The sequence below is a fragment of the Duganella sp. GW821-FHT07G03 genome, assembly GCF_059418605.1.
Genome location: NZ_JBWKQE010000008.1, coordinates 43454 through 66462, shown reverse-complemented (window position 1 = coordinate 66462; position 23009 = coordinate 43454). Strand labels below are relative to the sequence as shown.

Here is a 23009-nt window from a genome sequence, read left to right as displayed (position 1 = left end):
TTGGCGCGGCGCTTTAGCCCTGCTCCGCCTTCATGCGCAGCCGCGCCCGCCATTCGCCCAGCGCCGACAGCGCGCCCTGGAATTCGCGCTCGATCAGGTCGGCCTCGGCCGCCGTGACCTTGCCGTCCAGCAGCGCGGTCGACACCGCTTCCGCCACCGCCCCCACCTGACTCATCACCTTGCACACGGTCTGCGACAGGTCGTCGTCGCCGATGTTGGCCGGGGTCGGCACTACGAAGGCCGCCATGCCGTGGCGCATCAGCAGCGCGTGCAGCGGCAGGTGGGCGTCGGCCACGCCGGCGCGGTGGCACAGGTCCACCACCGCCGAGACTTCCTCGAACGAGGGGTAGTGCGAGGCGATGGTCGGCGCCAGTTTGTTGCGCAGGACGTTGACCGAGATGCCCATCGCCTGCGCCAGCGCGTCGATGCCGCCGGGGTAGCTGCGCGCCACTTTGTAGAGCGCGTCGTGTTGATTCATGTCCAGGTATTTGCGTGTCATGGTGAAGCGAGCCTTTTATTACCGATGCAGTCGCCGACGCGCGGCGCTATGCTGATTTTCATTCAACTTCTTTGCGAAAAGCCATCATGAAGTCCTTCCATACTGCGCTGTTACTGACGCTGTGCCTTGCGCTAGGCACCCATGTGCTGGCGGAGGCGCGAACGTCTTCACATTCTGGCACATCGTCGTCGTATAAAAGTGGATTTTCTTCACAAAAGAGCAACTCCACGCGGAGCTCGCCGGTCGCGCCGCCGGCCGGCCGCCAGAGCGGTCCCGGCGCGTTCGGCACGGCGCCCGGCTCGCCGGCCTCGGCCACGCCGCGCAACACCTCGGCCGCCTCTCGCGACCTCGACCAGAGCGCGGCCCAGGCCAACGCGCTGAAAACGCTGGACGCTCGCCGCGCCGCCGCCGCGCCGACCGCGCCGCCGCCGCTAAACGATACGGTTTCGCGGCAGCAGCCGTCGCCGGTGTATCAGGCGCCGCCGGTGTACCAGCAGGCGCCGATCATCGTGCAGCAGCCAAGTAACGGCCTGATGCATGGTGTGCTGGGCTTCATGCTGGGCCGAGCGATGAGCCAGAGTAATCAGCCGGTGTCGTACCCGACCGCGACGACGCCCGCCGCCGGCATCCCGGCCCCGGCCCCGGCCCCGGCCACGGCCGACAGCGGCGCCGCGCAAGCAGGCATGGTCAACGGTATGCCGGGACTGGGCGATCCGGTCCCGGCCGCCCGAGCACCGGCGCCGGCGCCGTCCTTCCTGGCCACGGTGGCGCGCTGGCTGGTCTGGTTGGGCGTGCTGGGCGTGATGGTGTGGGCGGTGGCGTACACGGTGCGCAAGCTGCGCCGCCTGCGGGCCGGTAACGCAACGAATTATTCATTTGAAAGGAATTGAGATGGGCTGGTCGGATGCATACAACTACCTGCGCAATGGCGCGGCCAAACTGGGCGGGGCCGAGGCGCCGCGCACGGACCAGGGCTTGCCGCTGGGGGCGCGCATCGGCAGCGTGATCCAGTTGCAGCAGTCGCCGCTGCTGCGGGCCGCCGGTGACGGCTCGCTGATCGCGCTGCCGGACGCGGGCGACAACCGCATCGTCGCGGTGTCGCAGATCCGGCTCAAGCAGAGCGGTGGCCTGTACCGCTACTACCTGGACACCGGCGATCGCGACACCAAGGAGAAGTTCCTGCAGGTGTACCAGGACGCGCAGGGCCAGGTGGCCGAGGTGATGTACTGCACCCAGCTGGCCCGCGTGATCCCGGAAACGGTGGAAGACCAGGAAGCCTACATGGGCCTGGCCGGCGCCGGCCTGGGCGACCGTAGCTACACGCTGTGGCGCGAGCAGCTGGGCGACGTCGGGCTGGACGAGGCCGATCTCGACCTGGTGTTCGGCGAGCGCGACGGCGTCGACTACTGGCGCGACGCCGGCGATCCGAACGCCGAGTTCGTCACGCCGTTCTCCGGCACCGAGACCCGGCTGGACGACGCCAGCGGCCGCACCGGCCTGCGCCAGGAAATGTACTTCATGCCGTATGTGCGCGAACTGCGCAACGGCGGCAACGAATATTTGCTGATCACGACTGAAATCATCAGCAGCGTGAACGGCGATGCATCAAAACGCGGGATCCATGTCGACTTCGTCATTGGCATCCCGGTTGAGCAGCAACGCGTCGTTATCCAATGACGCGCAACTTTTTAAGGACGACTGACATGAGCAACTTGAATGGCTGGGGTTTGACCGCGCGCTTGATTTCCAAACATTTTGGCGCGCTGGGCGACCGTGTTTCCGAAGCGATCGCCAATTTTGATCCGGAAACGGCCACCGAGGCCGACCGCGACCGGCTGGCCGACAGCCTGCGCCTGACCGCGCAAAAACTGGCCGCCGCCCGCAGCTCCTTCGACAAGGAAGCGGCCGACGTGGTCAAGCTGCGCCAGCTGATCGCCACCGACGAGCAGGCGGCCGGCACCCTGGCCGACCGCCTGGCCGCCGGCAAGATCTCGGAAGCGACCATCACCCTGTTCTGCGACGAGCTGGAAGGCAACAAGGCGCGCATGCCGCAGGAATTGCAGGAGGAGGCCGACGCCCGCCAGTACATGGACGAACTGCAAACCATCGTCGATGCGCTGTCCAAGCAGCTGGCCGATTTCGATTCGGCGGCGAAGAAGGCGATGCAGGCGCTGGCCTCGGCCCGCGCCCAGCAGGATTTGCAAAACCTGCGCGCCGAGCGCCAGAGCCAGCTGGCCGGGCTGTCCGGCATGCGCGGCAATTCCAGCGCGCTGAACGCGCTGACCCGCCGGGCCCAGGCCATCAGCAACGAGGCGGCCGGCATGAAGATCGTCACTGACATCGGCCAGCGCCCGTACGAGCAGGCCGCCGAGCTGGAGGCGATCCGCAAGTCGGTCAGCCAGCCCGGCGTCGCCAACGAATCGGCGCTGGCGCGCCTGCAGCGGCTGTCCGGCCAGCAGCCGGCGCAGCTGGCCGCGCCGCAGGAAACAGCCACCTTGGCGCTGGGCAAAGCGTAAGCCTGCGCTGAATTGGCTACAATAGAGGCCGGTGGCGTCGTGTTGACGCCGCCGGTTTTCTTTTTTGATTGGAATGAATATGCAAGCGATCCCGCCGTCAGAGTCCCTCATCGAGTATCCGAGCGACTTCCCGATCAAGGTGATGGGCCCGACTCATATCGATTTCGCCCCGACCATCGTGCTGGTGGTGCAAAAGCACGACAAGGACTTCCATGAAGGCAAGATGGAAGTGCGTCCTTCGCCCAAGGGCAACTACACCGGCCTGACCGTGACCATCCGCGCCGTCAGCCGCGAGCAGCTCGACGCGCTGTACAACGAACTGTCGGCTCACCCGATGGTGAAAATCGTCATGTAATCAAGCTTGCTGGCGCTGGAAGACGGCAATCTCCTCCAGCAGCCAGTCGCGAAACGCCTGCACCTGCGGCCGTCCGGCCGCGCCGGGCGGCGACACGAAAAAGTACTCGTCCGGGCACGGCGTGGCGGTATCGAACAGCCGCTTCAGCTGCCCGGAGGCGATTTCCTGCATCGCCACCACATGGCGCACCAACGCCACCCCGTTGCCGTCGGCGGCGGAGCGTATCAGCATCGACAAATCCTCGAACATCAAGCCGCCGGACGGCTCGGCCATGTCGACCCCGGCCGCGCGCAGCCATGGCGACCATGGCTCCACCGAGCGCAGCAGCGTATGCTGGCGCAGCTCATGCGGCGTGGCCGGCTGCTGCCCACCGCGATAGTGGGGACTCACTACCGGGTAGTAAACGTCGCCCATCAACCGCTGCACCACCAGCCCGGGATAGTTGCCGCGCCCGAAGCGGATGCCGACATCGATGCCGTCGCGCGCCAGGTCCTGCAACTGGCCGCTCGATTGCAGCACCACCTCGATATCCGGATACAGGTCGATAAACCGGCCCAGCCGGGGCGCCAGCCAGCGCGCGGCAAACGATGGAATCGAAGAAATCGTCAGCCGCTGGTTGACGCTGGAGGCCCGCATGGCGTCGGCCGCAGCGGTGATATCGGCAAAGGATTTGCCTAAAAACTGGGAAAACTTCAGCGCATCGCTAGTTATTTTCACCTGTCGGCCGTGGCGCACGAACAGCGGCCGGCCCAATTCCTCCTCCAAAGCGCGCACCTGATGGCTGATCGCGCCATGCGTCAGATGCAACTCTTCCGCCGCCCGCGAGAAGTTCTCGTGGCGTGCCGCCGCCTCGAAGGCGCGCAGTGCGGAAAAATTGGGCAGGCGGCGGCTGGCGCTCATCAGGTCGGCATACTGTGGATAACTATGTGAATAAAATTAGCTAGAATCACGAAAATATAACGTTATACAGGCGCTACGGCAAGGCTTACCATGTGAATAAATCTACTCTAGCGGGAGCCGCCATGCCTTTTGAACTGTACGTCGACAGCCTTTTCACCAGTCCTTACGCCATGTCGGCCTTTGTCGCGCTGACCGAAAAAGGCCTGCCGTTCACCGTCAAAACGGTGGACCTGGAAGCCGGCCAGCAGAAACACAGCGCCTACACGGCGCGCGCGCTGACCGCCCGCGTACCGGCGCTGGTCGAGGGTGATTTCGTGCTGACCGAGTCGACCGCGATCACCGAATACCTGGAAGAGAGCTTCCCGGCGCCGGAATACATCGCGCTGTACCCGAAAGACCGCCGCCAGCGCGCCCAGGCGCGGCAGGTCCAGGCCTGGCTGCGCAGCGACCTGCTGCCGGTGCGCGCCGAGCGGGATACGGAAACTGTATTTTTTGGCAAGGCTAGCCAGCCGCTGACGGAAGCCGGCCAGGCCGCCGCCGACAAACTGATCCACGCCGCCAGCCAGCTGGTGCAGGAAGGCCGCCCCAACCTGTTCGACAGCTGGTCGCTGGCCGACGTTGACCTGGCGCTGATGCTGAACCGCCTGATCCTCAACGGCGACGAGGTGCCGCAAAAGCTCAGGGACTACGCCGCCGGCCAGTGGCAGCGGCCGTCCATCCGCCAGTGGCTGGAGCGTCACCAGCCGGGCTGATTTATAATGTCGGCATGACGTCTCCTACCCCAACCGAGCCGGCGCTGATACGCCACCTCGGCCTCGCCGACTACGACAGCACTTTCGCCGCGATGCGCGCCTTCACCGACGCGCGCACGCCGGACACCCGCGACGAACTGTGGATCGTCGAGCATCCGCCCGTGTTCACGCTGGGCCTGGGCGCCGACCGCGGCCACCTGCTGGCGGGCGCGGACGCGATCCCGGTGGTGCAGACCGACCGCGGCGGCGAAGTCACCTTCCACGGCCCCGGCCAGGTGGTGATCTACATGCTGATGGACCTGCGCCGCAACAAGCCCGGCGGCAAGCTGTACGCCCGGCAATTCGTCAATAAAATCGAGCAGGCGATCATCAACGTCTTAGGCGCGTATAATCTCGTCGGTGAGCGCGTTGACGGCGCGCCGGGCATCTACATGGCCGGCGGACCGAAACAAGGCGCCAAAATCGCCGCGCTCGGCTTGAAGGTGCGCGGCAACGGTTGCACCTATCATGGGCTGTCGCTGAATGTGGCGATGGATCTGGCCCCGTTTTCCTGGATTAATCCTTGCGGCTATGCCGGGCTGGAAACAGTCGATATGCGCACCGTCGGCGCGACCGCAGTGTTGTCCGACGTGCAACAACAGCTGGCCGATGAGCTGATCAGCGTTCTGGCGCATGTGGCCGAACCCGCAGTACACGAATAACCAAACTTTGCCCGCGAGGGCACGCAGCCAAATGACTTCTGAAACCACCACCAGCGTTGCCCCGGCTTACAACCCAAGCGAAAAGCAAAAAGGCGCCAGCAAGACCGCGCGCATCCCGATCAAGATCGTGCCGATCGAGCAGGTCGAGCGCCTGAAGAAGCCGGACTGGATCCGCGTCAAGGCCGCCTCGGCGTCGACCCGTTTCTACGAGATCAAGGACATCCTGCGCGAGAACAAGCTGGTGACCGTGTGCGAAGAAGCGAGCTGCCCGAACATCGGCGAATGCTTCGGCAAGGGCACCGCGACCTTCATGATCATGGGCGACAAGTGCACCCGCCGCTGCCCGTTCTGCGACGTCGGCCACGGCCGTCCGGACCCGCTGGACAAGGAAGAGCCGTTCAACCTGTCGAAGACCATCGCCGAGCTGCGTTTGAGCTACGTGGTGATCACCTCGGTCGACCGCGACGACTTGCGTGACGGCGGCGCCGGCCACTTCGTCGAGTGCATCCAGCACACCCGCGCGCTGTCGCCGAAGACCCAGATCGAAGTGCTGGTGCCGGACTTCCGCGGCCGCCTGCAAAAGGCGCTGGACATCTTCAAGGACGGCCTGCCGGACGTGATGAACCACAACCTGGAAACCGTGCCACGCCTGTACAAGGAAGCGCGTCCGGGTTCGGACTACATGCACTCCCTGCAGCTGCTGAAGGAATTCAAGGACATGTACCCTGCGGTCAAGACCAAGTCCGGCATCATGGTCGGCCTGGGCGAGACCGACGAAGAGATCCTGCAAGTGATGCGCGACATGCGCGAGCACAACATCGACATGCTGACCATCGGCCAGTACCTGGCGCCGTCGAACAGCCACCTGCCGGTGCGTCGTTACGTGCACCCGGACGTGTTCAAGATGTTCGAAGCCGAAGCGTACAAAATGGGCTTTAAGCACGCCGCCGTCGGCGCCATGGTCCGCAGCTCGTACCACGCGGACGAGCAGGCGCATAACGTGCTGGCCGCTGTGTAAAAACTCGGCAACGCCGCAAAGAGCAAGCCCTCGCGAGACGGCTTGCTTTTTTTTCGTTGATCGAAATCAGAGGATTGTGATTTACATGCCTGCCATCATCTTTGTGCGAGCAAGACTGGAAATAGCAGTCCTGGAGTTAGATATGTCGACATGCGATATTGATGAAACGAAAATCACAAAACAATGCTATTGGAGTTTCTGAAAAAAGCGTGGCTTCGCTTACCAGAACCAATTTTGGCTATATATAATTTTTGCAATTACACTCGCAAGTATTCCAAAAATCCAAGCCCCTATATATTGCAACCAACCTTTTCTAACTTCGCCGCGAATTGTATTTCGTCTCGTTTGATCGAAATCAGTAAAGGTGATACTGGAGCCAAATGGAAGGTAAGCATCTCGTTCGACATATTGTTTTAAGAAAGTAAAAATCGTCAATAAAAAAACAAACGAAGCAATAGATTTAATAAAGAATTTAAAAATTGATTTATTTATGTCTGTATCTTGAAAATCTTTTATGGAGTCTATAAAAGTAATTGAGTGCCCAGCCCATACTAGTATCGATAAAATCATAAATATATAATAAGAATATATCGTTAGACTATCGAGATGCCGTTTCATAAACTTGCTTAATGCGGTTTCTTTTTTTATCAGGGTAGAGGTATGGTTCCTTAATAATCCAGCAATATCTGTCGCCCACGTTCTTTCAGTATGTTTAATACTATAATCAATCATTCCACCATCAAACCAGCGTCTTCGGTCAGGGTTTCTATGTTCAGGGCGAGTGACAAACATGATTTCTATTTCTTGCTTTTCCGGTGTGTCGTGCCCTCTGAATTTTATTAAATATGTAGCGTTCACTGCTACAGCAACAGGTGTGCATTGAGAAGTAGGGTGGTACGAAATAAAAGTCTCAATATTGTTATGCTTTACGCTTTGACCATCATCGTAAAAAACAGTAATTCCAAAATATGCCAAACTCGCATCATTCTGTTTTGACATTCTCTGTTCTAAGAGATGATATATGGTAGTTATTGACTTATGATCAATCTCAAAGACGCCCTCGGTTTCACCTCTAAGTTCTTCCGGTTTTCCAAGTAACCCAGACACAAAACTTGTGAAGTCTTTGACTTCGCAAGGTAAAACTACGTAATAAGGATCACCGCTATGTTTTTTAGTAATCTCCATATTTCCATCGCCGTTTTGACGATGACTGGGAATCAAATTATCAGTCACTGATCCGCTCCAATTCTTTAGGTGGTTATTTTTTTTGGGAAACTTTCAATGATAGTATGCCATTAAACATAACAAAGGTGCAAAAACTTTGTTGGTGGCTGCGGGTCGGGTTTTGACAGACTATTTTGAACTTGACGAAGTACTGCGCGCTCACCGCAGAGCCAGACCGGAAAACAGATTCCCGCAATGAAGCTTCTTTTTTGCTCAAGCAGTTCGCAATTGGCGCTTGCCTTCAGTAGGTCAGAGGTCTAGAGTAAGAAAAGTCTCTGGAGGTGATATGCCCATCATCGATATAGATCAGGCGAGCATGCAGCTTCCCAAGCTAGTTGATGACGCCAGCAAAGGAGAAGAAATCCTCATTGCCAAGGATGGCAGCCCTGTTGCCCGGCTGGTCCCTATCCGCAAGCCTGCCAAGGGTTTGAAATTCGGTAGCATGAAAGGCCGAATATGGATCGCCGATGATTTCGACGCACCGCTGCCGGACGATATTCAAGCGGCGTTTGAGGGAAAATAGTGGCACTTCTGCTCGACACGCATGTCTTGCTTTGGTGCTTGCAGGGGAACCGCAAACTGTCCAAGCCTGTGCGCACGCAGATAAATGCCTCTTCGGAAGTCTATGTCAGTAGTGTCTCGATCTGGGAGATTGCAATCAAAGTGGGTTCCGGTAAGTTGATGGTAAATATGGATCAACTTGCGAGTGAGATTACTCGTATCGGATTGCTGGAGCTAAGAATTTCGCATAAACATGCAGCCCGGGTGAGGCTGCTGCCTGCCATTCATCGCGATCCATTCGATCGCATGCTGGTCGCCCAAGCCATATGTGAACCCATGAAACTGTTGACCGCCGACCGCGTTTTGGCGTGTTATTCCGATCTTGTCGAGTTGGTCTGACTCTTCAGACAGACCAACCGCAGATAGACTGCGAAACCATCTGGCCGGGGGAGGCAATATGAATATCCTTACTTTTGGTGAAGCGCAGGCCAGCTTGGAAAGCGTAATGGACGAAGTTTGTAATGACCATCTCCCGACGGTGATCACTCGTGTCAGCGGTAAGCACGTCGTTATGCTGTCATTGGCTGATTTCAACAGCCTGGAGGAGACCATGTACCTTTTGGGATCGGCCAAGAATGCCTGCCGTTTGATGGCATCCGTTGCGCAGATCAAAGCTGGTAAATCCCAGGTTCGGGAACTGATGCACCATGAAAAACCAGAAAAATAGACCGCCAGCATCGGCTGGTCTACCTTCCTGACGAAGGTTGCATTTACGTGGCCGCGTGCCGCCATCACTACGACGACAAGTAAGCGGCATGCAATCAGATACTGATCAGCTTCAGGTCGAACGCGCGTTCGGCCAGCCACACCACCGCCACCAGCGCGATCACCGCCGAGCCGCCGGTCAGCAGGCGGCGGTAGAACCAGGTGCCGCGCAGCGCGAACGCCAGCGGCAGGAAGGCGGCGACGATGCACAGCTGGCCGATCTCCACGCCCAGGTTGAAGCCGAATAAACTGGTCAGCAGCGCACCCTGCGGCAGGCCCAGGTCGATCAGCACGCTGGCGAAGCCGAAGCCGTGGATCAGCCCAAACCCGAACGCGGCCACCGGCCGCCGGCCGCGGAACAGCGGATAGATGTTGTTCAGCGCCGCCAGCACCACCGAGGCCGCAATCGCCGATTCCACCCAGCGCGATGGCAGCGAGACCAGCGACAGGCTGGCCAGCGTCAGGGTCAGCGAGTGCGCCAGCGTGAAGGCCGTCACCACTTTGAGCACGTCGATGAAGGACTCGCGCAGGCTGGCCGACGGCGTGCCGCGCGCACCCAGCATCACCGCCGGCAGCAGCAGCGACAGCAGGAACAGGATATGGTCGTAGCCGATCCAGATATGCCACACGCCGTCCTTTACGTAAGCGCCGAACTGCCGCCAGCGGTCCGGCGATGTCAGCGACAAGGTCTGGCGCGCATGCGCGGGATCGAAAATCGCGGTGGATGTCGCGCCGTCGCGCGTCAAGCGCAGCAAGCCTTTGTGCTGCGGATCGAGATCGGCGAACAGCTGGTAGTTGATGGTCAGCGCCGTTACAGGGCCGGGGCAGATGGCGTGAAAACGCAGCACGCTGTAGGCGCCGTCGGTGTGATTGTCGACCAGCTGCTGGTCGGTGTCGACGCGGCAGGCGCCCTGGTCGGTGGCGATGCCCAGGCGCTCCAGCGCATACGCCGCGATCGCCGCATGCCGCGTGCGGATCTCGTCCCAGGTCAGCTTGCCGTCGCCATCCTGGTCCAGGCCGATGGCGAAATCCAGGTCGCGCAGCGCGATGTCCCACTGGCCGCTGATGCGTTCACCCTGCACCTCCAGCGACAGATAGCTGTCGCTGGGCTTGTGCGCAAAGGCTGGCAGCGCAACGCCGCACAGCAGCGCGAAAAATAGCATCAGGCGTTTCATCATGTTCTCGCTTGCAGTTGACGGATCAGGCGCGATGCGGCCACGTCCTCGGTGTGATTCAGCGCGACCCAATCCAGCACAGGCTTGGCGGCGCGGGCGTCGCGCGCCTGCACCGCCGATTCCAGATAGATGCGGATATCGGCGGCTTCCTTTTGCACTGCCCAATTCTTGCGCGCCAGCGTCAGCGCGGTGGCCGGATCATGGCGCAGCATCAGTTCAAAGCGCGCCTGTTCGCGCTGGTGCACGGTGTCGCCACGTTGGGCGGCGGCGTTGAAACGGGCCGCCAACTCCTTCACGTCCTCGGCCAACGCTACGTGCGCGTTGCCCTGCTGCTGCAACGCCAAAGCGCGGCGCAGCAGCAGCGCGTCGATGCGGGTCTGGTCCTTCAGCAGCGTGGCGACTTCGTTGGCGCGCTGTTGCTCCAGCAGGAAATCGGCATAGGCGCCCAGCAGGTAGCTGTCGCGCGGGCTCAGTGCCAGCGCGCGTTGGTAGCGCGTCTCGGCGATGTTGGCCGCGCCGCGCCGCTGCGCCATCTCCGCCAGCAGCGTCAGCGCCCATACCTGAAGCTCTGCAGGTGCGTTGTTGCTGCGCTCAAGCGTCAGCTCCAGCAGCTGCTCGCTTTTCAGGGAACGCCCGGTCGCCGCGCCGACGTTGGCGATGCAGGTGATGGTGATCAGTTCTATCGACAGCGCCGACAGATGCGCACAGCTGGCGGTGGCGCCGGCGTAGTCGCCTTGCACGGTTTGCACGGTGGCCTGCGTCAGCCACGCCTGCGCGTTGGCTGGATCGGCCGCCAGCACGGCCTTCAGATCATCCATCGCCGGCTTGAACTGATGGGTACTCTGCAGCAGCGTGGCCCGCAGCAGGCGCACCGGCGCCGGCGGCGACGACAGCCACCACCACGGCGCCAGCGCCGCCTGCGCGTAGCCGAGGTAGCGCGGATCGGTTTCGCTGCGGGCCAGGCCGATATAGCGTGTGGCGAGACTGGTGGCCAGTGCCATATCGTTGGGGTGCGCGTTCAACTCGCTGCGCATGCGGCGCAGTTCCTGCTGCACCGGATCGCCACGGCGCGGCAGCGTTTCGATCACTTGCTGGCCGCTGGCGGGAAGGTAAGGCGTCGCCTGCGCCGCCACCGCGGCGGCGCTCAGCAGCAACGCAAAAATTGACTTCTTCATGATGACCTCAAACGGTGGAAAGGGCGGCTACATTTCGCAGACGCCCTTATGCTGCAAGGCTTACTTGTATGCGACCGGTTCCGTATCTTCCGGCGCGGTGGCGACGACGCTGTCTGTCGCCAGTGGTTCGGCGGAGGTTTCGCTACCGTCGCCGATGATGGCCAGTACCGCCGAATAGAACGCATCGAGCATCACCACCGGTGGCGATGGTTGCGTGGGCACGCTCGGCGTGTGGTCTTCATAGTGGGTGCTGCCCCCGCATGCGCTGAGCACCAGCAACGCAATCAGGCCCAGGTACTTCATGGCGCGCTCCGGCTCGAAGGCACGGCGGAGGTTTGCGGCGAGCCTGGGATCGGCGTCTTCAGGTACGGGAAGGCGGCGGTGAAGTAGCTGTCGTCCAGGTAGGCGCCGTCGGTGAAGTGCAGGCCACCGGCTGGTGCGTCGGCGGGCGCGCAGCCCAGGTTCAGTGTGCACAGCTTGCCCATCACGACGCGCAGCGCGATGTCGACCACGTCGTCGCCAGGACGGCGGCCGTTGGGGAAGCCGGCATTGTCGCCGCCGATCACGCCCAGGCGGTTCTGCGCGCCCATCGCGACGGCCGGCGTCGACGTGTTCAGGCGCAGCATCTCGGAAGCGGTCACGGTGGCCGGCTGGTTCAGGCCTTTGACGCCGGTGAGGAAGGCCGCCACCAGGTCGTTGCGCGGGAAGTTGGTCGGCGCCTTGGCGCCGGCGCTGCCGTACAGGATTTCAATCAGCGCCGGCAGCGTTGGATTGGTCACGTAGGTCGCGAACTGCGCGTCGCCAGAAGGCTTGCTGCTGTTGAAGGTGTCCTTGTCCTTCAGGCCGATGACGACTTCATTCACCAACGGCATGCCGAGGCGCGAGACCTGGGTCCAGGCGCCGCCCTCCTTCGATGGCGCGCTGGAATTCGGCGTCGGGTTCAGCAGGCGCGCCTGGCGCACGCTGGCCGTGGTCCAGCCGCCGATCACGGGATCACTGCTGCCGGCCGCGGTCAGGCAGGAGGCGGCCACTTCCAGCTCGATCGAGGTCACGTTCTTGTCGGCCAGGTCGTCCCTGGCGGCCTTCTCGGCGTTGGCGCTGAATTCGGTGGCCGGGGCCTTGATGTTCACCAGGTCAAAGGTCTCGCCGAGGTTGACCACGAACGGGTCCTTGCGCTGGCCGACGAACATGCGCGCCGGCGTGCTGCAGCCGGGGATGTTGACGTTGTACATATGGGCGGCGGCATAGGCCGCGTAGTTCGGGATCGACTTGTTGCCGATGTTATCGAGCGGCTTGTCGAAGGTGCTGGCGCCGTCGGCCGCGTTGGTCACGGCGGCCTTGGTGCCGGTGCGGCGGTCGCCGCGCACCACGTTGACGGTGTAGGTCTCGCGCACGTTGGCGCCGGCAGCGTTGGGACCGGCGATGGCGCCGCCGTTGATCACCAGCGGTATCGACACCTGCTTGCCGCCGACGGTGAGCTTGGTGTCCTTGTTGGTGTTACTGAAGCGGAACTGGAAGGTCAGGTCTTCCTTGGCGTCGCCGTTGTTGTCGATGTGGATCTCGTACAGCGCGTTCGGGTCCATGGCGAAGAAGTTCGGGCCGCCGTAGGCATCCTGCAGCGGGATGTAGTTGGCGATCAGGGTGATGAAGCCGGCGCGGCCGGACTCGTAGCTGCGGAACATGTAGAAGTCGGTGCCGTCGACTTTGGGACTCTGCGTGACGAACGGCGCTTCGCGGTGGCTGGATGCCATGGCCGCTGGCGCGAATGCGCTTGCCACGGCGCCGATGACGGCGGCGCGCATCGCGTGTTTGACGATAGTTTGCATTTCGTTTTCTCCCCAATAGGTTGATCTGCCAGGTACTGCGTCTTGATATACGGTGCCGGATGCGCGCCGGATTCAAATTAGATCGGATTTATCGCTTAAAAATTCCTGTTCAGCGTCAGCCGCAGCGTGCGCGGCTCGACCGGATGGAAGTGCACGCCGCTGACGCCCTCCACCGGCTCGCCCGACAAGCGCGAGGCGTAGTAGTAATCGATGTCGCTGGCGCGGCGGTTGAACAGGTTGAAGCCGTCCAGCGTCAGCCTGGTCTTGCGGTCCAGCTGGTAGCTGATGCGGCCGTAGGCCAGCGTGGTGGCGGCGGAGCGCACGCTGTTGTCCTCGGTCAGCGGGCGCGGCCCGAAGTAGCGCAGCTCGAAGCCGCCGGACCAGCGGCCGATGTCCTTGACCGTCACGCCGAACGAGGCCACTTTGTCCAATGCCCCCGGCACGTGGTTGCCGGCCGGGTCGTTCCGGCGATAGCGTGCGCGCGAGGCCGACAGGTCGAGATCGAACAGCAGCCACGGCGCCGCGATGTAGTGGTTGCTCCACTCGATGCCGCGGCGGCGGCTGGGGCGGCTGGCCTCGGTGTCGCCGCTGTCGCCGGCGAACACCAGTTCGGAATCGATACCGAGCGTCCACAGCGACAATGAGCTTTGCAGGCCGGGCAGCCATTCGCTGCGCACGCCCAGTTCGGCGCCGCGCGTGCCCACCAGCGGCGTGGCCGGGTCGGCGGCCTTGAGCACGCCGCGCGCGTCGTTGCTGTGGAAGCCGGCGCCGTAGTTGACGAAGTACTCGGTTCGCTTCCACGGGCCGAAGATCAGCGACAGCTTGGGCGAGGCCTTGTGCGCTGCGGCGGCGTCGCCGTTGACGTTGAAACGGTAAGCGTCATAGCGCAGCCCGGCGATGCTGCGCAAGGCCGGCGACCAGTAGCTGGTGTTCTCCCAATACAGGCCGGCGCTGGCCTGGTTGACGCGGTCTTCGCTGACGGTGGCGATGCGCCGGCGCGCGACCGTGTGGTACAGGCCGAGCGGCGCGATGTGGTCGTAGCGCGTCTGCAGGCCGAACTTGTCGCGCATGTCCACGCCGGCAAATTGGCTGACCCAGGTTTGCGCCACATTGATGCCGGCCATCGTGCGGCGTTCGCTTTGCTGGAACTGGTCGCCGTTGACCGGATCGTTGAGCAGGTAGGTGAAGTCGCTGTACAGGTCCAGGCTGGAGCGCACCACGTAGGCCGACGCTTCGGTGATGCCGCCCTCGCGGCGCCGGTGCATGGCCCATGCGAGGCTGGTGCGCGAGGTGTCGCCGCCGTCGCCCGGATTGGCGCTGGCGTAGCGGTCCACGCGGCCGTCGTCGACCGCGCGCCGCGGCAACTGGTCGGTGGCGGTCCAGCGGTTGCGGTAGGCCATGGCGGTGATGTTGTAGCCGTCCTGCGCGTCGCCGCGCGTGTAGCGCAGCGTGGCGCTGGCCTTGCGCACCTGTTCCGGCGTCTGCCACGGGCCGTTGTTGCGGCTCAGCTCCAGCCCGTACAGCAGCGTGCCGCCGGCCGCCGCCAGCGAGTCGGCCAGCACGCCGCGCTGGTAGCCGTAGCTGCCCAAGGTCAGGCTGGCGGCACCGTGGGGCAGCCGGTCCGCGAGCCGGATGTGGGCCGCGCCGGCCGACGAGAAGTCGCCCTCGTCGGCGAAATAGCCGCCCTTCTTGTAGTCGATGCGCTGCACCAGCTCCGGTATCAGGAAGTTCAGGTCCGAGTAGCCCTGGCCGTGGGCGTGGCTGCGCATATTGACCGGCATGGCGTCGACATAGGTGGCGAAGTCGGTGCCGTGGTCGAGGTTGAAACCGCGCAGGAAGTACTGGTTGGCCTTGCCGTCGCCGCTGTGCTGGGTGACGATCATGCCGGGCACGAATTCCAGCAACTCGCCGGTGCGCAGCGCCGGGCGGCTGGCGATCAGGCTGGACGTGACCGTGCCCTGGCTGGCCGCGTCCGAGGTGCCGACCGCGTTGTCGTAGTGCGCCAGCACGATCACGCGCGCAGCCGCTGCGCCGTCGCCGCCCTCTTCGGTGGCGCAGGCGCCGGCCGCGACGACGGCGGCGACCAGTCCGGCGATGCCGTTCTTGATCATCATCCTGCTCCCGCCTTGTATTTTCGATGACCCATGTACGCGGCGGAGCCGTGATCGGATTCAAAATAAATTGGTGTTCGCGCCCGCGCGGGTATGGTATTTTTCTCACGCTTGCTACTTTTTCCTCACTTTCCGAAGGCCCGCAGTGTCAGACGCGAATACTCTCGATCCCCAGCAGTTGCGCCTCTGGCTGCAAGGTGCGGCCAAACGCGACGCTGTCGCCTTTCGTTCGCTCTACGACGCGACTTCGGCGAAACTGTTTGGCTTCGCGCTGCGTATATTGGTCAAGCGCGAACTGGCCGAAGAGGTGCTGCAAGAAAGTTTCGTCGCGATCTGGAACAACGCCGGCACCTATCAAAGCCATTTGGCCGCACCCATGACCTGGATGACGACCATCGTCCGCAACAAGGCTTTCGATCTGCTGCGCCGCAGCGATGTGACCACCGAAATCGACGGCGAACAGTTTGACAGCGAGGTGATCAATGCACTGCACGATCCCGCAGCCACGCCCATCGAGGCGCTGCAAATGAGCCGCGACGCCAAGGCCTTGGCCTATTGCATGTCGGCGCTGGAAGGGCTGCACCGGCAGGTGCTGGGCCTGGCCTTTTTCCATGACCTGTCGCACAGCGAGGTGGCGCAGCAGATGGCGCTGCCGATCGGCACCGTCAAGACCTGGATACGCCGCAGCCTCGACAAGCTGAAGACGTGCCTGGCCAAGGGGGAGCGCGCATGAACCTCCGCGACAACGCTCCGCTGCGCGACCAACTGGCGGCGGAATACGTGCTCGGCACGCTCAAGGGCGGCGCGCGCCGCCGCTTCGAAGGCCATCTGCACAACGACGCCGCGCTGCGCCGCATCGTCGTCGAATGGCAGGACCGGCTGGCGCCGCTGGCCGAGTTCTCCGGCGCGCAGCCGCCGCGCAAGCAGGTGTGGCAAGGCATCGAGCGCCGCCTGAACCTGCCGCGCGCGCATGCGGCATGGCAGTTCTGGCGCAGCGAGTCGGTGACGTTCTGGCGTTCGCTGGGCGTGGTGTCGACGGCCGTCGCGGCCTTGCTGGTGGTGACGATCAGTGTGCGCACCTTGCAGGCGCCGCAGCTCGACTACGTGGCCACGCTGACCGACGACAAGGCACAGACCGCGCTGCTGCTGACCGGCGACAGCCGCCACCAGGCGATGACGGTGCGCGTGGTGGGCGCGGCGGCGGTGCCGGGCGACAAATCGCTGGAACTGTGGGCGGTGCCGAAGTCGGGCCATCCGCGTTCGCTGGGCTTGCTGAGCGAGCGTGGCGAGCTCAAGCTGGCGATGACCAGCAAGGCGGTCGGCGACGACGTGGCGCTGCTGGCGGTCACGCTGGAGCCCAAGGGCGGCTCGCCGGATCCGAACGGGCCGACCGGACCGATCCTGTACAAGGGGAACTGGGTCCGGGTGATGTAGGGGGAAAGTTGCTATCATCCAGTGTCGGGCCCAGGCCCCCATTCGCCAAGGACACATATGGACGCCAGCAAGTTCAACCCGGAATATTTCAACAGCTTCGGCAAGGGTACGCTGCCGGACCTGCTGGGCATCGTCATCACCGATGTGCGCGAAGGCGAGATCGTGGCCGAGTTCGCGGTCACGCCGCAGCACCTGGCGCCGAACGGCTACTTGCACGCCGGTAGCGTGGTGACGCTGGCCGACACCGCTTGCGGCTACGCCTGCTTTTCGCATTTGCCGGAGGGTGGACAGAGTTTTACCACCATCGAGCTGAAGTCGAATCACCTGGGCACGCTGCGCGACGGCGTGGTGGTGGCGACCGCGAAGGCGGTGCACCTGGGACGCACCACGCAGGTCTGGGATGCCATCGTCAGCAACAAGGCGAGCGGCAAGACCATCGCCCTGTTCCGCTGCACGCAGATGATCTTGTTCCCGAAATAGGAGGCAAGGCATGCCGCATTTTTCCAGGATGGCCGGGCTGGGCCTGCTGTTGGCCGCGTCGCTGGCGACGGCGCAAACGCCTTACACCGATGACGCCACCTACGTCGGCCTCGGCGGCAAGGAGGGCATCCGGAAGATCGTCGACACCTTCATCCCGCTGGTGCTGGCCGATGCGCGCATCAAGGACAGCTTCGCCGACTTCGACATGGCGCGGCTCGGCGCGCGCTTGCAGGAGCAGTTCTGCGAGTTCGCCGGCGGCCCGTGCAGGTACACCGGCAAATACCGCGACCGGACGATGGACGGCGTCGGCACCGTGCGCGACATGGCCACTGTGCACCAGGATTTGCAGATCACCAATGCGATGTTCAACGCACTGACCGAGGACTTGCAGCTCGCGATGGAGCGGAACCACGTGCCCAGCCGCGTGGCGAACCGGCTGATCGCGAAACTGGCGCCGATGCAGCGCGCCATCGTGACCAAATGATGGCGCCGGGAGAACAACCATGAAGCACATCGTATCCGTACTGACCGTGCTGACCGCCGTGCTGGCCTGCGGCGGCGCGGCGGCGCAGGGCAAGCCGGACATGGGCAAGTTCCTCGCCACCGGCGGCGTCAGCCAGGTCGAAGGCGCGGGTGGCGGCGGCATCACGCCGTGGGCGCTGATCAGCGGCTACGGCACGCGCGACAGCTGGGGCGCCAACGCGCACTACACGCGCCTGGCCACCCAGGACTACAAGCTCGACAGCTACGGCGTGGCGCTGGGCATCGCCGACCGGCTGGAGCTTTCGCTGGCCAATCAGGAGTTCAAGGGTAGTCTGGCGCCGCTGAACCTGCTCAACATCAAGCAGGACATCCTGGGCGTCAAAGTGAAGGTGGCGGGCGACGCCGTCTACGAGCAGGACAGCTGGATGCCGCAGGTGGCGATCGGCATGCTGTACAAGCGCAACCAGGGTGTGGGCGGCTTGGGCGCGCTGGGCGTGAGCAATGTGATGCAACTGGGCGCCAGGGACGATCACGGCTACGATTACTACGTGGCGGCCACCAAGATCCTGTTCGAGCAGAGCTTGCTGCTAAACGGCACCCTGCGCGCGACCCGCGCCAATCAGATGGGCCTGCTGGGCTTTGGCGGCGACAAGGGGGATAGTATGCGGCTGATGCCGGAGGTGTCGATGGCCTACCTGGTCAACCGCAAGTTGGCGGTGGGCGCCGAGTACCGCCGCAAGCCGCACAACCTGGGCGTGGACAACGAAAAGGCGTACTACGACGCGTTCGTCGCCTGGTTCCCGAGCAAGAATTTTTCGCTGACGGCGGCGTATGCCGAGCTGGGCGACATCACCATCTTCAACCCGAAGAAACAGCACGGCTTGTACCTGTCGGCGCAAGCCGGCTTCTGACCCCAATGCCGTCAGTATGATTTGTAGGGCAGGAATTTGCCGCTCAGGACCACCTGCACGCGGTCGCCCTTGGGATCGGCTTCGCGCTGGATGTCCATCGAGAAGTCGATCGCGCTCATGATGCCGTCGCCGAATTCCTCGTGTATCAGTTCCTTGATGGTGGTGCCGTAGACGCTGACGATCTCGTACCAGCGGTAGATCAGCGGGTCGGTCGGCACCGCGGTCGGCAGCGAGCCTTTGTACGGCACGATCTGCAGCCACGCCGCTTCTTCGTCGGTCAGGCCGAACAGCACCTGCGCCTTGTCGGCCTGGGCGCGGTTGAAGGTCATCTGGCCCAGCAGCGCGGCGGTGGTCCACTCCTTGCTCTGGCCGAATTCGACGGCGAGCTCGGCCCAGCGCAGCTGCTTGGCGACTTTAACGGACAGGATTTTTTGGGTGACTTGGTTGCGATCCATGATGGGCTTTCCGGTGGTTGAGGAGAGCCCTAAGTGATGCAAGCGCCGTGCCAGACTTGACCCCCGTCGTTTAGCCGCGCAGTGATTCTTCCAGCAGCTTGTGCAGGGCGTCGAAGTCCGGTTCGCCCAGGTAGCGCTTGAGGATCTTGCCATCCTTGCCGATCACGAAGGTGGTCGGCGTCATCGCCACGTTGCCGTAGGCTTTGGCGGCCGAGCCGTCGGTGTCGAGCGCCACCTTGAACGGCAGCTGGCGGGTTTCGGCGTAGTTCAGCACGTAGTTCGGCGGGTCGTAGCTCATCGCCACGGCGACGAACTCCAGGCCCTGGCCCTTGAACTTGTTGTAGGTGTCGACCATCTTCGGCATCTCGCCCACGCAGGTGGTGCACGAGGTGGCCCAGAAATTGACCATCACCACCTTGCCGCGCAAGCTCTCCGGCGAAATCTTCTCGCCCTTGATGCTGACGAAGGTGATTTCCGGCGCGCTCTGGCGCTTGTTCAGCGACAGGTAGCCGCCAAAGCCGATGGCGCCGATCAGCACGGCGGCCAGCACCGGCTTGATCCAGCCGGGGGATTGCGTCTTTTGCATGATGGACTCAGGCGTGGAAGGAGAGGAGGCCATTATAGACCTCCTCCGGATTACGAGTTGGACGCCGACTTGCTCGGCTGCAGGCTCTTCCACTCGTCCTCGGTGATGTATTCGAACACCTTGACCACCTTGTTCACGCCGCTGACGCCGCGCGCCACGTCGGCGCCGATCTGGCCTTCGCGCTGGGTCACGCGACCCATCAGGAACACCACGCCGCGCTCGGTCACCACCTGGTAGGAGTTGGCCGAGATATCCTTCATGTCGACCAGGCTGGCCTTGACCTTGGTGGTGATCAGCGCATCGTTCGAGCGCGAGGTGTAGCTCGACGGGCCGGCGATTTCCAGCTCGTTGATCACCGTCACCACGCCTTCGATGCCGCGCAGCTCGCGCTCGGCGGCGGCCTTCATGGCCTCGTCGCGCACTTCGCCGGTCAGCAGCGCCCGGCGGTTGAAACTGTTGATGTTGGTATGACCCGCATCGCCGACGACGTTGTTGAGCTTGATGCTGCCCTTGACTTCGATCGCCCGGTCTTCCGTCTGCGCACCCAGGGTGCGGCGGTCGGTTGCGGCCAGCGTCCCGGAAATGGCGCCGCCCGCGACCAGCGCGATGCAGCCCGACAACGACGCCAGCATAGCGCCGCACAGCACGCTCATGGCCAGCGGCCGTTGTACTTTTTTCCAGATAACGCCGGGATTAGTCATTCGCATCTCCTCCGAATAGCGCGACGTCGATGCCGTCGCAAATGCAGTGTATGGTCACCAGATGGACTTCCTGGATACGGGCGGTACGGTCGGCCGGCACGCAGATGTGCACGTCGGCGTCGGTCAACATTTTGCCGATGGCGCCGCCGCCCTTGCCGGTCATGGCCACCACGCGCATTTCGCGCTCCAGCGCCGCTTCGATCGCCGCCATCACGTTGGCCGAGTTGCCCGAGGTGGAGAACGCCAGCAGGATGTCGCCGGCCTGGCCGAACGCCTGCACCTGCTTGGAGAAGATCTCGCGGTAGCTGTAGTCGTTGGCCACCGCCGTCAGGATCGAGGTGTCGGTGGTCAGCGCCATGGCCGGCAGCGGGAAGCGTTCGCGTTCGAAGCGCCCCACCAGCTCGGCGGCGAAGTGCTGGGCGTCGGCGGCCGAACCGCCGTTGCCGCACACCAGAATCTTATTGCCGTTGGACAACGCCGAGAACATCAGCTCGATCGCTTGCGCGATGTGCGGAGCGAGGACGGTGGCGGACTGGATCTTGAGTTCGGCACTTTCGTGGAAGTGCGAGAGTATGCGTTGATTATTCATAGTGTGCTGATTATAGTGCAGCCGCACAGCGGTCCGGACAAGCGCTGTTAAAAATGCTTACATTTCCAGCGCATTTTGTATCCATGACAACTTTTCGCCGTCGATGGCCACCAGATCGAAGCGGCATGGCGGCGGCTGGCGGTAGCGCAGCAGGTAAAACTGGGCCGCGTGGATCAGCCGCCGCTGCTTGGCCGGGGTCACGCTGGCGGCCGCCCCGCCGAAGCGGCTCGGGGCGCGGCGCCGCACTTCGACAAACACCAGGTGGGCGCCGTGCTGCATGATCAGGTCGATTTCGCCCACCTTGCACAGGAAATTACGCTCGACCAGCACCAGCCCGGCCGCGCTCAGGTGGGCCAGCGCCCGGTCTTCGCCGAGCCGGCCCAGCCGTTGTTGCGAGGTCTGCGGCATGGCGGCCTCACGGCGTGACCGGCAGCGGCACGCCGTTCTTATACACCGCCGGCTGCTCGATCCGCTCGAAAGCGGCCGCGCCCTGGCCGAAATCGATGGTCAGCCGGCCGGTCACGCCGTCCAGGTGGAAGCGGCCGGCGCGGTGGCGGCTGAGCTCGCGCGCCACCCGGTAGGCGTCGATGCCCAGCGCGTACAGGCGCTCGATGTCGGCGCTGTTCGATTGCAGCGGATGCGGATAGACCATCACCGCCGGATGGTCGCGCTGGATTTGCCACGGCAGGTCCAGCAGGCGCACGCCGTCCAGCTCCCGGGTCGGGCTGTTGCTGCCGCTGCCGGGGTTCAGCGCCGAGGTGCCGTAGATCGGCAGCGAGCGCAATTGCGGCGCCGGCGCCGGCACGGGCGGCGGCGGCAGCGCATCGGCGGTGCTGAAGGTGGGGTTGCTTGGCTCGCCGTTGAAGGCGTCGCCCAGGGCGCTGCGCAGCTGGCGGGTCTGGTCGGCGCTCATGGCCGAAAACAGCAGGCCGGGCGTATCGTCGCGCAGGCGGGCGCGCAGCTGCACCAGTTCCGGATCGCTGAGGTAGCCGTCGGGCGCGCTCAGCTCGACCATCTTGACCGGCAGGCCGTGGCGCTGCCACTGGGCGGCGAAGGCGGCCGCCACGCGGCGCTGCCACGGCGTGCTGGTGCTTAAAATGACGGCAGTGCTGCCGGGTAGGTCGGCGGCGGCCCACTGGGCGGCCTGGCGCGCTTCCTCCTCGATCGACAGGCCCATGGCCAGCATCAGCGGCGGCAGCGGCGCGGCGCCGGCCACGCCGTAGCCTTCCGGATAGTTCAGCGCGATGGTGGGCTTTTGCAGCAAGGGGCTGGCGGCGATGGCCGCCACGGCGGAGCGCGCCAGCGGGCCGATGATGATGTCGTCCTGCTGCTGGGCGCGGGCGTAGCTGGCCAGCACGTCCTGCGGCGCGTCGCCGGTTTCCACCACGGTGACGGTGATGTTGTCGCGGTCGCGCTCCCAGGCCGCCAGGAAGCCGGCCCGCACCGACGACGCGGCCAGGCCCAGCGTTTCGGAGCGCAGCGGCAGCAGCAAGGTCATGCGGATGGGCGCGTTGGACGGTTGCGCCGCCTCGTCGGCGGCGCGCGCCGGGCCGGGAGCGGCGTCCGGCGTGACGGTCAGGCCGGCGCCGGTCGGGGCGGACGGGGTGGTTCGGGCCGGCGGGGCCAGGCCCGGCAGCGTGACGGCGAAGGTTTCGGCGGGCGGCGGCGTCGGTTCCGGCGGCGGCTTGGGCAGCGACGCCGGGCGCGCAGGCGGCAGCAGCGGGGCCGCCGCACTTGTATTTGATGAGCCGGGCGCGCACAATCCTCCGGGCGCATTGCAGAACGGCGTGCTGCACGCACTGACCAGGGCCGCAACCGTACACAGCAGCGACAACCTCACACTATTCATCCT

At 63.6% G+C, this 23009-nt stretch carries 30 protein-coding genes; 16 read left to right on the top strand and 14 right to left on the bottom strand.

The window, feature by feature from the left end; all coding sequences use genetic code 11:
* Positions 1-13: 13 nt before the first annotated feature.
* Positions 14-499, bottom strand: a complete 486-nt coding sequence (locus AC07OK_RS12810; protein ID WP_494690668.1) for a phage regulatory CII family protein — start codon at positions 497-499, stop codon at positions 14-16.
* Positions 500-585: 86 nt separating this feature from the next.
* Here AC07OK_RS12810 and AC07OK_RS12805 point away from each other — a divergent pair, with 86 nt between their 5' ends.
* The 4 genes from AC07OK_RS12805 to AC07OK_RS12790 all read left to right on the top strand — a co-directional run bounded on the left by AC07OK_RS12805 (position 586) and on the right by AC07OK_RS12790 (position 3370).
* The gene (locus tag AC07OK_RS12805; protein ID WP_494690667.1) at positions 586-1389 is read left to right on the top strand and encodes a hypothetical protein; all 804 of its coding nucleotides are present in this window, start codon (positions 586-588) and stop codon (positions 1387-1389) included.
* A 1-nt stretch (position 1390) separates the two neighbouring features.
* The gene (locus AC07OK_RS12800) at positions 1391-2176 is read left to right on the top strand and encodes a DUF2491 family protein (RefSeq protein WP_494690666.1); all 786 of its coding nucleotides are present in this window, start codon (positions 1391-1393) and stop codon (positions 2174-2176) included.
* Between the two features lie 26 nt (positions 2177-2202).
* The gene (locus AC07OK_RS12795; RefSeq protein ID WP_494690665.1) at positions 2203-3015 is read left to right on the top strand and encodes a hypothetical protein; all 813 of its coding nucleotides are present in this window, start codon (positions 2203-2205) and stop codon (positions 3013-3015) included.
* Between the two features lie 79 nt (positions 3016-3094).
* Positions 3095-3370, top strand: coding sequence for a DUF493 family protein (locus AC07OK_RS12790; RefSeq protein WP_494690664.1), 276 nt, complete (start codon positions 3095-3097; stop codon positions 3368-3370).
* On the opposite strand, the gene AC07OK_RS12785 is transcribed toward AC07OK_RS12790, so the two are convergent.
* A complete protein-coding gene (locus AC07OK_RS12785) occupies positions 3371-4270 on the bottom strand; it encodes a transcriptional regulator GcvA (RefSeq protein WP_494690663.1) in 900 nt (299 codons plus the stop codon). It lies immediately after the preceding gene.
* Between the two features lie 122 nt (positions 4271-4392).
* On the opposite strand from AC07OK_RS12785, the gene yfcF reads away from it, so the two are divergent.
* From yfcF to lipA, 3 genes are read left to right on the top strand one after another with little or no spacing between them, the layout of a single operon-like run.
* Positions 4393-5022 (top strand): glutathione transferase, encoded by a 630-nt coding sequence (gene yfcF / locus AC07OK_RS12780; protein WP_494690662.1) that lies wholly within the window; start codon positions 4393-4395, stop codon positions 5020-5022.
* A 14-nt stretch (positions 5023-5036) separates the two neighbouring features.
* On the top strand, positions 5037-5723 hold the full coding sequence (gene lipB, locus AC07OK_RS12775; RefSeq protein ID WP_116991328.1) for a lipoyl(octanoyl) transferase LipB: 687 nt from the start codon (positions 5037-5039) through the stop codon (positions 5721-5723).
* Positions 5724-5754: 31 nt separating this feature from the next.
* Entirely contained in the window at positions 5755-6741 is a 987-nt protein-coding gene (lipA, locus tag AC07OK_RS12770; RefSeq protein ID WP_494690661.1) for a lipoyl synthase, read from the top strand.
* Between the two features lie 219 nt (positions 6742-6960).
* Here the strand turns inward: lipA and AC07OK_RS12765 are convergent, their stop codons facing one another.
* The gene (locus tag AC07OK_RS12765; RefSeq protein WP_494690660.1) at positions 6961-7974 is read right to left on the bottom strand and encodes a hypothetical protein; all 1014 of its coding nucleotides are present in this window, start codon (positions 7972-7974) and stop codon (positions 6961-6963) included.
* A gap of 277 nt (positions 7975-8251) precedes the next feature.
* Here AC07OK_RS12765 and AC07OK_RS12760 point away from each other — a divergent pair, with 277 nt between their 5' ends.
* Genes AC07OK_RS12760 through AC07OK_RS12745 form a run of 4 tightly spaced genes read left to right on the top strand, consistent with a single transcriptional unit; the run spans position 8252 to position 9276 of the window.
* Positions 8252-8488 carry a type II toxin-antitoxin system Phd/YefM family antitoxin gene (locus tag AC07OK_RS12760; RefSeq protein ID WP_494690659.1) on the top strand — a complete coding sequence of 79 codons (237 nt, stop codon included), beginning with the start codon at positions 8252-8254 and terminating at the stop codon, positions 8486-8488.
* Complete coding sequence (locus tag AC07OK_RS12755) at positions 8488-8865, top strand: type II toxin-antitoxin system VapC family toxin (RefSeq protein ID WP_494690658.1); 378 nt, start codon at positions 8488-8490, stop codon at positions 8863-8865. Before AC07OK_RS12760 ends, AC07OK_RS12755 begins: the two co-directional genes overlap by 1 nt.
* Positions 8866-8923: 58 nt before the next feature.
* Positions 8924-9193 carry a type II toxin-antitoxin system Phd/YefM family antitoxin gene (locus AC07OK_RS12750; RefSeq protein WP_494690657.1) on the top strand — a complete coding sequence of 90 codons (270 nt, stop codon included), beginning with the start codon at positions 8924-8926 and terminating at the stop codon, positions 9191-9193.
* A complete protein-coding gene (locus tag AC07OK_RS12745; RefSeq protein ID WP_494690816.1) occupies positions 9190-9276 on the top strand; it encodes a hypothetical protein in 87 nt (28 codons plus the stop codon). Before AC07OK_RS12750 ends, AC07OK_RS12745 begins: the two co-directional genes overlap by 4 nt.
* A gap of 11 nt (positions 9277-9287) precedes the next feature.
* On the opposite strand, the gene AC07OK_RS12740 is transcribed toward AC07OK_RS12745, so the two are convergent.
* The 5 genes from AC07OK_RS12740 to AC07OK_RS12720 all read right to left on the bottom strand — a co-directional run bounded on the left by AC07OK_RS12740 (position 9288) and on the right by AC07OK_RS12720 (position 15518).
* Positions 9288-10409 (bottom strand): HupE/UreJ family protein, encoded by a 1122-nt coding sequence (locus tag AC07OK_RS12740; protein ID WP_494690656.1) that lies wholly within the window; start codon positions 10407-10409, stop codon positions 9288-9290.
* Positions 10406-11581 carry a tetratricopeptide repeat protein gene (locus AC07OK_RS12735; RefSeq protein ID WP_494690655.1) on the bottom strand — a complete coding sequence of 392 codons (1176 nt, stop codon included), beginning with the start codon at positions 11579-11581 and terminating at the stop codon, positions 10406-10408. Before AC07OK_RS12735 ends, AC07OK_RS12740 begins: the two co-directional genes overlap by 4 nt.
* A 60-nt stretch (positions 11582-11641) precedes the next feature.
* Entirely contained in the window at positions 11642-11884 is a 243-nt protein-coding gene (locus AC07OK_RS12730) for a hypothetical protein (RefSeq protein ID WP_494690654.1), read from the bottom strand.
* The gene (locus AC07OK_RS12725) at positions 11881-13407 is read right to left on the bottom strand and encodes a DUF4331 domain-containing protein (RefSeq protein ID WP_494690653.1); all 1527 of its coding nucleotides are present in this window, start codon (positions 13405-13407) and stop codon (positions 11881-11883) included. The genes AC07OK_RS12730 and AC07OK_RS12725 overlap by 4 nt, the downstream gene beginning before the upstream one ends.
* 95 nt (positions 13408-13502) lie before the next feature.
* Positions 13503-15518, bottom strand: coding sequence for a TonB-dependent receptor (locus AC07OK_RS12720; RefSeq protein ID WP_494690815.1), 2016 nt, complete (start codon positions 15516-15518; stop codon positions 13503-13505).
* 145 nt (positions 15519-15663) lie between these two features.
* Here AC07OK_RS12720 and AC07OK_RS12715 point away from each other — a divergent pair, with 145 nt between their 5' ends.
* The 5 genes from AC07OK_RS12715 to AC07OK_RS12695 are packed head-to-tail and all read left to right on the top strand — an operon-like array spanning position 15664 to position 18826.
* Positions 15664-16251 (top strand): sigma-70 family RNA polymerase sigma factor, encoded by a 588-nt coding sequence (locus tag AC07OK_RS12715; protein ID WP_494690652.1) that lies wholly within the window; start codon positions 15664-15666, stop codon positions 16249-16251.
* Positions 16248-16952 (top strand): anti-sigma factor, encoded by a 705-nt coding sequence (locus AC07OK_RS12710; RefSeq protein ID WP_494690651.1) that lies wholly within the window; start codon positions 16248-16250, stop codon positions 16950-16952. Before AC07OK_RS12715 ends, AC07OK_RS12710 begins: the two co-directional genes overlap by 4 nt.
* Before the next feature lie 57 nt (positions 16953-17009).
* A complete protein-coding gene (locus AC07OK_RS12705; RefSeq protein WP_494690650.1) occupies positions 17010-17432 on the top strand; it encodes a PaaI family thioesterase in 423 nt (140 codons plus the stop codon).
* Between the two features lie 10 nt (positions 17433-17442).
* Positions 17443-17916 (top strand): group I truncated hemoglobin, encoded by a 474-nt coding sequence (locus AC07OK_RS12700; protein ID WP_494690649.1) that lies wholly within the window; start codon positions 17443-17445, stop codon positions 17914-17916.
* Positions 17917-17935: 19 nt separating this feature from the next.
* Positions 17936-18826 (top strand): DUF3034 family protein, encoded by an 891-nt coding sequence (locus AC07OK_RS12695; RefSeq protein ID WP_494690648.1) that lies wholly within the window; start codon positions 17936-17938, stop codon positions 18824-18826.
* Between the two features lie 11 nt (positions 18827-18837).
* On the opposite strand, the gene cynS is transcribed toward AC07OK_RS12695, so the two are convergent.
* From cynS to AC07OK_RS12665, 6 genes are all read right to left on the bottom strand, one after another.
* Entirely contained in the window at positions 18838-19281 is a 444-nt protein-coding gene (gene cynS, locus AC07OK_RS12690) for a cyanase (protein ID WP_494690647.1), read from the bottom strand.
* A gap of 70 nt (positions 19282-19351) precedes the next feature.
* Positions 19352-19867: a peroxiredoxin family protein gene (locus tag AC07OK_RS12685; protein WP_494690646.1), complete on the bottom strand. Its 516-nt coding sequence runs from the start codon at positions 19865-19867 to the stop codon at positions 19352-19354.
* Between the two features lie 50 nt (positions 19868-19917).
* A complete protein-coding gene (locus tag AC07OK_RS12680) occupies positions 19918-20568 on the bottom strand; it encodes a BON domain-containing protein (protein ID WP_494690645.1) in 651 nt (216 codons plus the stop codon).
* The gene (locus AC07OK_RS12675) at positions 20561-21157 is read right to left on the bottom strand and encodes a phosphoheptose isomerase (RefSeq protein WP_020703882.1); all 597 of its coding nucleotides are present in this window, start codon (positions 21155-21157) and stop codon (positions 20561-20563) included. Before AC07OK_RS12675 ends, AC07OK_RS12680 begins: the two co-directional genes overlap by 8 nt.
* Before the next feature lie 57 nt (positions 21158-21214).
* Complete coding sequence (locus AC07OK_RS12670) at positions 21215-21565, bottom strand: YraN family protein (RefSeq protein WP_494690644.1); 351 nt, start codon at positions 21563-21565, stop codon at positions 21215-21217.
* 7 nt (positions 21566-21572) lie between these two features.
* On the bottom strand, positions 21573-23006 hold the full coding sequence (locus AC07OK_RS12665; protein ID WP_494690643.1) for a penicillin-binding protein activator: 1434 nt from the start codon (positions 23004-23006) through the stop codon (positions 21573-21575).
* Positions 23007-23009 lie beyond the last annotated feature (3 nt).

Bases quoted from the DNA above. Each gene is read 5' to 3' on its own strand.
- AC07OK_RS12810 (WP_494690668.1), bottom strand. From the start codon at position 499: ATGACACGCAAATACCTGGACATGAATCAACACGACGCGCTCTACAAA.
- AC07OK_RS12805 (WP_494690667.1), top strand. From the start codon at position 586: ATGAAGTCCTTCCATACTGCGCTGTTACTGACGCTGTGCCTTGCGCTA.
- AC07OK_RS12800 (WP_494690666.1), top strand. From the start codon at position 1,391: ATGGGCTGGTCGGATGCATACAACTACCTGCGCAATGGCGCGGCCAAA.
- AC07OK_RS12795 (WP_494690665.1), top strand. From the start codon at position 2,203: ATGAGCAACTTGAATGGCTGGGGTTTGACCGCGCGCTTGATTTCCAAA.
- AC07OK_RS12790 (WP_494690664.1), top strand. From the start codon at position 3,095: ATGCAAGCGATCCCGCCGTCAGAGTCCCTCATCGAGTATCCGAGCGAC.
- AC07OK_RS12785 (WP_494690663.1), bottom strand. From the start codon at position 4,270: ATGAGCGCCAGCCGCCGCCTGCCCAATTTTTCCGCACTGCGCGCCTTC.
- yfcF (WP_494690662.1), top strand. From the start codon at position 4,393: ATGCCTTTTGAACTGTACGTCGACAGCCTTTTCACCAGTCCTTACGCC.
- lipB (WP_116991328.1), top strand. From the start codon at position 5,037: ATGACGTCTCCTACCCCAACCGAGCCGGCGCTGATACGCCACCTCGGC.
- lipA (WP_494690661.1), top strand. From the start codon at position 5,755: ATGACTTCTGAAACCACCACCAGCGTTGCCCCGGCTTACAACCCAAGC.
- AC07OK_RS12760 (WP_494690659.1), top strand. From the start codon at position 8,252: ATGCCCATCATCGATATAGATCAGGCGAGCATGCAGCTTCCCAAGCTA.
- AC07OK_RS12750 (WP_494690657.1), top strand. From the start codon at position 8,924: ATGAATATCCTTACTTTTGGTGAAGCGCAGGCCAGCTTGGAAAGCGTA.
- AC07OK_RS12740 (WP_494690656.1), bottom strand. From the start codon at position 10,409: ATGATGAAACGCCTGATGCTATTTTTCGCGCTGCTGTGCGGCGTTGCG.
- AC07OK_RS12735 (WP_494690655.1), bottom strand. From the start codon at position 11,581: ATGAAGAAGTCAATTTTTGCGTTGCTGCTGAGCGCCGCCGCGGTGGCG.
- AC07OK_RS12730 (WP_494690654.1), bottom strand. From the start codon at position 11,884: ATGAAGTACCTGGGCCTGATTGCGTTGCTGGTGCTCAGCGCATGCGGG.
- AC07OK_RS12725 (WP_494690653.1), bottom strand. From the start codon at position 13,407: ATGCAAACTATCGTCAAACACGCGATGCGCGCCGCCGTCATCGGCGCC.
- AC07OK_RS12720 (WP_494690815.1), bottom strand. From the start codon at position 15,518: ATGATCAAGAACGGCATCGCCGGACTGGTCGCCGCCGTCGTCGCGGCC.
- AC07OK_RS12710 (WP_494690651.1), top strand. From the start codon at position 16,248: ATGAACCTCCGCGACAACGCTCCGCTGCGCGACCAACTGGCGGCGGAA.
- AC07OK_RS12705 (WP_494690650.1), top strand. From the start codon at position 17,010: ATGGACGCCAGCAAGTTCAACCCGGAATATTTCAACAGCTTCGGCAAG.
- AC07OK_RS12700 (WP_494690649.1), top strand. From the start codon at position 17,443: ATGCCGCATTTTTCCAGGATGGCCGGGCTGGGCCTGCTGTTGGCCGCG.
- AC07OK_RS12695 (WP_494690648.1), top strand. From the start codon at position 17,936: ATGAAGCACATCGTATCCGTACTGACCGTGCTGACCGCCGTGCTGGCC.
- cynS (WP_494690647.1), bottom strand. From the start codon at position 19,281: ATGGATCGCAACCAAGTCACCCAAAAAATCCTGTCCGTTAAAGTCGCC.
- AC07OK_RS12685 (WP_494690646.1), bottom strand. From the start codon at position 19,867: ATGCAAAAGACGCAATCCCCCGGCTGGATCAAGCCGGTGCTGGCCGCC.
- AC07OK_RS12680 (WP_494690645.1), bottom strand. From the start codon at position 20,568: ATGACTAATCCCGGCGTTATCTGGAAAAAAGTACAACGGCCGCTGGCC.
- AC07OK_RS12675 (WP_020703882.1), bottom strand. From the start codon at position 21,157: ATGAATAATCAACGCATACTCTCGCACTTCCACGAAAGTGCCGAACTC.
- AC07OK_RS12670 (WP_494690644.1), bottom strand. From the start codon at position 21,565: ATGCCGCAGACCTCGCAACAACGGCTGGGCCGGCTCGGCGAAGACCGG.
- AC07OK_RS12665 (WP_494690643.1), bottom strand. From the start codon at position 23,006: ATGAATAGTGTGAGGTTGTCGCTGCTGTGTACGGTTGCGGCCCTGGTC.